Raw genomic sequence first — 7431 nt, forward strand, 5'->3', positions numbered from 1 at the left:
CGGCCGCGTCGACGCGGCCGGCCCGCGACTGCGGGACCTCGCGAGCGAGGATCCGGCCCCGAACGTGCGGGACTACGCCGCATGGGCCACGAGACAGCTTTCGTAAGGGACGGTCGTTCGTCGACGCGGACCGAAACGCAATCTATCCTCGCGGTCGTCCACTCGCGCATGGCGTTTTCCGTCGAGACCGAGTCGCGGCTGACGACCGTCGACGTGACCGAACGTATCGCAGCGGCCGTTCCCGACGACCTCGAGTCGGGGACCTGTACGGCCTTCGTCGAGCACACGACGGCCGGCCTCGTCGTTCAGGAGGCCGAACCGCGGCTTCGCGGCGACCTCGAGTCGTTCCTGCGTGATCTCGTTCCGGACGAGGGACACGCACACGACGAGTTGGACGGGAATGCGGACTCGCATCTGCGGGCGGCCTTGATCGGTCCGGACGTAACGATTCCGGTCGAGAACGGGGAGTTAGCGCTGGGGACGTGGCAGTCGGCGTTGCTCGTGGAGTGCGACGGGCCGCGAACGCGGACGGTGTCCGTGACGACCGTCGACTAGTTGCTGGCCCGATCGATCGTCTCGTCGGCGTTCGAGCGATACCGCCGGTCGGAACTCTGTGACCAGCCGCTCAATCGGCATCGCTCGTCGAACGGCCGGCCCGCGAGCCGGGACTCGAGCGTTTGTTTTGAAGTTTCGAGGTGTGATTCACTCGAGGAAGATGTCGTCCGTCTTCCCCGCTCGACGACCTGCTGAGATGAGTTCAGCAGGGATCATCGTCGTCGCCACCTTCAGCAGACAGCGGTTGCGCCTCGATGATCCCGGCGCTCTCGACGGTTATCTGGTGCGAGTAATAGGAAAACTCGACGATGTAATCTTCTTCCTGACAACGCTTGGATTTTGCGAATAGCTGATTGAGCGTTTCCGTATCAACGACGTCGTACAAGGGGGTGAGTTGCGTTGGCTCCTTGTCACACACGGCACTCATCATTTTTATTATAGCGATAGTTGGACGGATGGTCGCGCTGTCAAAGCGCATTCGGTAGATTCCCGTCTCAGTATCGTAACTGATAGGTTCCCCCGTATGCGGTGATCGGTCACTCAAACGTATCATCCTCTACGAACTGCTGGCCAAAGTGATTGAACGGTTGTGTGAACGTCTCCTTGATAATCTTCGTATTGGCAACCGATAACCCGATCTCACTCAGTTCGTCAGTAATCCGGGCGACGTCATCCGAGTTCGTCCCGACGGCGTCAATCTGGATGTTCTCCGTTCCGTTGAGCACTTCTCTGATAGCGATAACTCCACTGACACCGCGTGCGTCAGTCGCGAGTTGTTCTCGTTCGGGATTCGGCGCGCTACAGATTATTTCGACGTAGAGCTGGAGTCCCGCCTTGTCGTAATCGACATCGGGGTAATAGCCTCGAATAATGCCCTCGTTTTCGAGCCGTTCGATGCGATTACGGACCGTGCTGGCGGAAACACCGACCTGCTCTCCCATCTCCTGGGTCGTGATTCGACGAGCATCTTTCTGTAACAAGTAGAGAATACCCTTGTCCGTGTCGTCCAATTCGACATCCATACGAGGGGCACGAGATGCACCACCATGTTATTTTCGCAACTGTACTCATCCATGTCTATGCATATTGCGTTCTATCCCGATCAAATGAAGAAATTCGCAATTTCCTTTCCCGGGAGAGCGATCTTACGACCGAAGAACTGCGAAATTACTAACTACCTACAAATGGTGTCGTTTCACAAGGTGACGCCGAATATTGATGATTTCTGACACTCGAACGTGGAGGCAAGCGCATGCCTTGTAACGCTTCCTCAGCCGATGTTATTCTGAACGCATTAGCTGATCAGCACCGTCGGTTAGTGCTTCGACAAGTGGGAAACACCGACACTGGCGTCGCATCGTACGACGACGTTATCGACGGCGTTGTTCGACACAGTTCGACAGCTGAGACTCCAGAGGCCGTGATGGCACGGCTCCATCACGAGACGTTACCGGCACTTGAGGCGGCCGGTCTTATCGAGAATGACACACGAAGTGAAACGATTCAGTACCAGTCTCAGCCGCTTGCTGAGGATATTCTCGACTGCGTTCACGAGTGAACGGTACGGCGAGTCCCTTTTACACCCGGATCGGCCGGTCCGCCGAAACGTACTCGACGCCGCGGCGGGCGAGCAGACTCGCCATCGCTCGGCGCTCGATCGTCCAGGCGTGGACCTCGAGTCCCACCGCCGTCGCCCGCGGCACGACCCGGCTCGCCAGACAGCGCCAGTAGCTCGCCCCGAGGACAGTGCAGTCGAGTTCGACCGCCGTCGTGACCGGCGTCTCGAGGTGCCGACTGACGAGCAGCCCGATCGACTGGCTCGGATCGCGGTCGCGAATCGTCCGCAGTTCGGAGACCAGAAACGAGGTGAGGACGACGCGATTGGCGAGGGCCGCGTCCTCGAGAGCGGCGAGGACGTCCGCGGCGATGCCGGGTTCCTTGAGTTCGATGTGGGCCTCGACGGTCGGCGGGAGGGCCTCGAGCATCGCCGCGAGGGTCGGAATTCCGTCGCCGGACCCGCGCACTGAGCGAACGGAGAGTTCCGCGAGGGAGGCGTCCGCGACGGTCCCGGTGCCGTCGGTGCCGCGGTCGATCGTCTCGTCGTGGACGACGACGAGTTCGCCGGAGCCACAGCGTCGCACGTCGAACTCGACGGCGTCTGCGCGTTCGGCCGCGGCTCGAACGGCACCGATCGTGTTCTCGGGGGCAGTCGCTGCGAACCCCCGATGCGCGATGAGTCGCATGCGGTGATCCATCGAGGCTCGACGACGTTACTCTGACGACTCCTCGCACTCGCCGCGTCGAAACGAGCGTCGCCGAACGAGTCCCAAATTGTGTAGCAAGTAGCCTTAACCGAATACCATGACAAGGTGGAGATGATTACTACCTTGCATGAATCGGACATTTATATGTCAACTCTAACGCCACTATGAGCGGTCAACGAGACGAGCCGATCGACGTGCTCCTCGTCGAGAACGACGACGATGACGTTCGCCTCGTCCGCGAGGCGTTCGCCGAGTTGGCGATCGAACCAACGATTCGCGTCGCCGGCGACGGCGCGGAGGCGCTCTCGGTCCTCACCGGCCGCGACGACGAGCCGCCGGCCGTTCCGGATCTCATCCTGTTGGATCTGGATCTGCCGGAGATGGACGGTCTCGAGTTCCTTGAGGCGGTGACGGCCGAGCCTGAGCTCGCACGGCTCCCCGTGCTCGTGTTGACGCGATCGACGAACCTGGCGGACGTTCGCGCGAGCTACGACCTCGCGGCCAACGCGTACCTCACGAAGCCGACGGAGCCGGCGGAGTATGCCGAGATGGCGGAAGCGATCGCCGAGTTCTGGTTCCGCCGAGCGGCCCTGCCGACGACCCGTTCGTAACGGCGGTCCGGTACCCGCCGTCGGACGACCGCCGACGGCCCCCGCCTTTGATGCGAGCGGACCGCACACTGTTCGGTATGTCCGTGCAAACCGAGTTCGACGTCGACTTCGACGGAACCGTTGCAGTGATCACCGGTGCCAGCGGCGCGCTCGGCAGCGCTGCCGTCGATCGCTTCCTCGAGGCGGGCGCGACGGTCTGCGCCGTCGACGTGATCGCGCCGGACGACGAGGACAGTTTGCTCGCGCGCGATCCCGACGGTGAATCCGACCTCGCGTTCTACGAAGCCGACTTGACCGACGAGGACGACGTGGCGGCCCTGATGGAGTCGATCGCAGCGGATCACGACCGAATCGACCACCTGCTGAATATCGCCGGGACGTGGCGCGGCGGCGATCACGTCGAGGACACCGATCTCGAGGAGTTCGACCTCCTGCTGGACGTCAACCTGAAGACGGCGTTTCTCGCGTCGAAACACGCCCTGCCCCACCTGCAGGACTCGGCGGGATCGATCGTCAGTATCAGCGCACGGTCCTCGCTCGAGGGCGGCGAGGGCGACGGCCCCTACCGGATCACGAAGGCCGGCATTCGGCTGCTGACGGAGACGCTCGCCGAGGAGAATCGCGGGACGGTGCGGGCGAACTGCGTCATGCCGAGCGTGATCGACACGCCGATGAACCGGGAGATGATGCCCGACGCGGATCACGATTCGTGGGTCGACCCGCTCGAGATCGCGGACGTGATGGCCTTCCTCTGTAGCGACGGGGCTGCGGTGACAAGCGGCGCTGCTGTGCCAGTGTACGGCGAGGCTTGATCGGCGAAAACGGACCGACGATTAGCCGAGGATACCGCTGATCGCCTCGTACGCACCGATCGCGTTCAGTCCGAGGATCACGACCAGCGTGACGACGACGGGAACTCGAAGGGCCCAGATCCAGGCCGTTCCCCAGCCGCCGAGGTTTCGAACACCTTTGCCGAGTTCCTCGAGGCCGATGTCGGTCCCGACCCAGCCGATGTAGATCGATAACAATAGTGCGCCGAGGATGAGCAGGATGTTGTTGGCGAGTTCGTCGTAGACCGTGAGCCACGAGAGACTTCCGTCGTACGCGACGGGAACGCCGAAGAGGAATATCGCGGTTCCGATGAGAAGAGTCGCCGGGACGCGATCGACGCCTCGTTCGTCGATCAGGTAGGAAACGACGACTTCCAGGATACTGATCGCGCTCGAGAGCGCCGCGATCGTGACGGTACCGAAGAAGATTGCCCCGAGAACGCTGCCGAGCGGAATGTTGCTAAACGCCTGCGAAAGCGCGATGAAAATGAAACCCGGACCGTCGCCGATTTCGACGATGTCGGCGACAGAGAGGTCGCCGGAGAAGAGGACCGGGAACGCGACGAGGCCGACGGTGAACGCGATTGCCGTGTCCAATCCGACGATGATGACGGCGTCTTTGGCGAGGTTACGATCCTCTCCGAGGTAGGATGCATAGGTGATCATCACACCCATCCCGAGCGAGAGCGTGAAGAACGCCTGTGCGGCTGCTGCGGGTAAGATACTAGTCCAGTTCGCGGTAATAGTATTCAGGTCGGGTGATAGGTAGTACGCGTAGGCTTCCCCGGCACTCGGGAGCGTTCCGGCATAGACTGCCAGACCGACCAGGAGGAGGATGATCGCGGGAACCATCAGCTTCACGGAGAATTCGATACCGCGCTGGATACCGAATCCGACGACGGCGATGACGGCCGCCATGAAAATCGCGTGTGTGAGGATCGACATCATTCCTCCGGTTGTTGCCCCGAACTGCGCCGCACCGTCTGCGGCGTAATTCCCTTGTAGTCCGTAAACGGTGTACTGCAAAACCCAGCCAGCGACGACGCTGTAGTACGAGAGGATAACGAAGCCCGCGACGATGAACACCCACCCGATTCGCTGCCACGAACTCGTGCCGATCTGTTTGAGCGCACCGACGGGATTCCGATCCGTGTACCGGCCGACAGTGAACTCGACCAGGATCACTGGGAATCCGATGACCGCGATCAAAGCGAGGTATACGACGAGAAACGCCGCTCCGCCGAATTCACCCACTTGATACGGAAATCTCCAGACGTTACCTAATCCCACCGCACTGCCGACCGCTGCGAGGATGAACCCTGTTCGTGTGGCCCATGACTCTCGTTGTGCCATACCCGCTTTTATAAAAACAACCCTATATAACTTTTCGTGGTCGTTCTATCATTTGCCAGATGGAGAGTTATTAATCGTGATGGTGTTACGGAATCCTTTTCCAATTGGTCCTCGCACAACGGCGTATGAATCGCGCAGGGGTGTTCCCGGCATGACGATGGAAGACCGCATCGAGGAACTCGAGGAACTCCGCGAGGAGGCGCGCAAAGGCGGTGGCGAGGCGCGGATCGAGAAGCAACACGACAAGGGGAAGATGACCGCCCGCGAGCGGATCGACTACTTCCTCGACGAGGGGACGTTCACGGAGTTCGACCAGCTCCGGACCCACCAGACGAGCCAGTTCGGGATGGAAGAGAAGAAGGTGCCCGGCGACGGCGTCGTCACGGGCTACGGCGAGGTCAACGGGCGGACCACGTTCGTCTTCGCCCACGACTTCACCGTCTTCGGCGGCTCCCTCGGCGAGGTCTTCGCCGAGAAGGTCTGCAAGGTCATGGACATGGCGATGGAGGTCGGCGCGCCGGTCATCGGACTCAACGACTCCGCTGGGGCCCGCATTCAGGAGGGCGTCAAGAGCCTCGCGGGCTACACCGAAATCTTCCGCCGGAACCAGGAAGCCAGCGGCGTCATCCCGCAGATTTCGGGGATCATGGGGCCGTGTGCCGGCGGCTCAGTCTACTCGCCGGCGATCACCGACTTCATCTTCATGGTCAAGGACACCAGCCACATGTATATCACCGGCCCCGGAGTCACGAAGACCGTCACCGGTGAGGAGGTCTCCCATGAGGAGCTCGGCGGTGCGATGACCCACTCCAACAAGACCGGCGTCGCCCAGTTCGCCTGCGAGAGCGAGGAGCAGGCGCTCGACGACATCAAGCGGCTCCTCTCCTATCTCCCGCAGAACAACGTCGAGGACCCGCCTCGCGTCGAGCCGTGGGACGACCCGGATCGCCGCGACGACCAGCTCAAAGACATCGTTCCGCCGAGTCCGCAAAAGCCCTACGACATGACCGACGTCATCGACAGCATCGTCGACGAGGGCTCGTTCTTCGAGGTCGCAGACAACTTCGCGAAGAACCTCGTCGTCGGCTTCGGCCGACTGGACGGGCGCTCGGTCGGCCTCGTCGCCAACCAGCCCCGCGTCAACGCCGGAACGCTGACCGTCGACGCCTCGATGAAGGGCTCGCGGTTCGTCCGCTTCTGTGACTCGTTCAACATTCCGATCGTTACCTTCGTCGACGTCCCCGGCTACATGCCCGGCACCGATCAGGAACACCGCGGAATCATCCGGCACGGTGCAAAGCTTCTTTACGCGTACGCGGAAGCGACCGTCCCGCTGTTGACCGTCATCACCCGGAAAGCCTACGGCGGTGCCTACTGCGTCATGGCCTCGAAGAACCTCGGCGCGGACGTCAACTACGCCTGGCCGACCGCCGAGATCGCGGTCATGGGTCCACAGGGCGCGGTCAACATCCTCTACCGTGAGGAACTCGCCGAATCCGACAACCCGGACGAACTCCGCGACGAACTCATCGACGAGTACCGCGAGGAGTTCGCCAACCCCTACACCGCGACGGACAAGGGCTTCCTCGACGACGTCATCGTCCCCACCGAAACCCGACCGCGGCTGATCGACGACCTCGAGATGCTCGAGACCAAACGCGAGCAAAACCCCGACAAGAAACACGGCAACATCCCGCTGTAGTCAGATGACATCCCAGCAACAGACGGCGGTCGACGACGGCGGACGAGCCGACGGCGACGGGAACAGCGGGACGACGGCCGAACGCGACGGCTCGGCCGGATTCGAGGCGGCGCTCC

At 61.7% G+C, this 7431-nt stretch carries 9 protein-coding genes; 5 read left to right on the forward strand and 4 right to left on the reverse strand.

Going from position 1 to position 7431, the window contains the following annotated elements; all coding sequences use genetic code 11:
- The first annotated feature begins 168 nt into the window (after positions 1-168).
- A complete protein-coding gene (locus PGX04_RS12385; protein WP_273738792.1) occupies positions 169-555 on the forward strand; it encodes a secondary thiamine-phosphate synthase enzyme YjbQ in 387 nt (128 codons plus the stop codon).
- Positions 556-757: 202 nt separating this feature from the next.
- On the opposite strand, the gene PGX04_RS12390 is transcribed toward PGX04_RS12385, so the two are convergent.
- The gene (locus PGX04_RS12390) at positions 758-1033 is read right to left on the reverse strand and encodes a HalOD1 output domain-containing protein (protein ID WP_273738793.1); all 276 of its coding nucleotides are present in this window, start codon (positions 1031-1033) and stop codon (positions 758-760) included.
- Positions 1034-1091: 58 nt separating this feature from the next.
- On the reverse strand, positions 1092-1577 hold the full coding sequence (locus PGX04_RS12395; RefSeq protein ID WP_273738794.1) for an Lrp/AsnC family transcriptional regulator: 486 nt from the start codon (positions 1575-1577) through the stop codon (positions 1092-1094).
- A gap of 230 nt (positions 1578-1807) precedes the next feature.
- Between PGX04_RS12395 and PGX04_RS34635 the strand changes: the two genes are divergently transcribed.
- On the forward strand, positions 1808-2113 hold the full coding sequence (locus tag PGX04_RS34635) for a DUF7344 domain-containing protein (protein WP_425498447.1): 306 nt from the start codon (positions 1808-1810) through the stop codon (positions 2111-2113).
- Positions 2114-2132: 19 nt separating this feature from the next.
- Here the strand turns inward: PGX04_RS34635 and PGX04_RS12400 are convergent, their stop codons facing one another.
- Complete coding sequence (locus PGX04_RS12400) at positions 2133-2798, reverse strand: glycerophosphodiester phosphodiesterase (protein ID WP_273738795.1); 666 nt, start codon at positions 2796-2798, stop codon at positions 2133-2135.
- 185 nt (positions 2799-2983) lie between these two features.
- Between PGX04_RS12400 and PGX04_RS12405 the strand changes: the two genes are divergently transcribed.
- Both PGX04_RS12405 and PGX04_RS12410 read left to right on the forward strand, forming a co-directional pair.
- A complete protein-coding gene (locus PGX04_RS12405) occupies positions 2984-3430 on the forward strand; it encodes a response regulator (RefSeq protein WP_273738796.1) in 447 nt (148 codons plus the stop codon).
- Positions 3431-3507: 77 nt separating this feature from the next.
- Positions 3508-4242, forward strand: a complete 735-nt coding sequence (locus tag PGX04_RS12410) for an SDR family oxidoreductase (protein WP_273738797.1) — start codon at positions 3508-3510, stop codon at positions 4240-4242.
- 21 nt (positions 4243-4263) lie between these two features.
- Here PGX04_RS12410 and PGX04_RS12415 read toward each other — a convergent pair whose 3' ends face one another.
- Positions 4264-5613, reverse strand: coding sequence for a sodium-dependent transporter (locus PGX04_RS12415; RefSeq protein ID WP_273738798.1), 1350 nt, complete (start codon positions 5611-5613; stop codon positions 4264-4266).
- Positions 5614-5770: 157 nt separating this feature from the next.
- Here PGX04_RS12415 and PGX04_RS12420 point away from each other — a divergent pair, with 157 nt between their 5' ends.
- Positions 5771-7315: an acyl-CoA carboxylase subunit beta gene (locus tag PGX04_RS12420; RefSeq protein WP_273738799.1), complete on the forward strand. Its 1545-nt coding sequence runs from the start codon at positions 5771-5773 to the stop codon at positions 7313-7315.
- The last annotated feature ends 116 nt before the right edge of the window (positions 7316-7431 follow it).

The organism is Natrinema soli, from assembly GCF_028618695.1.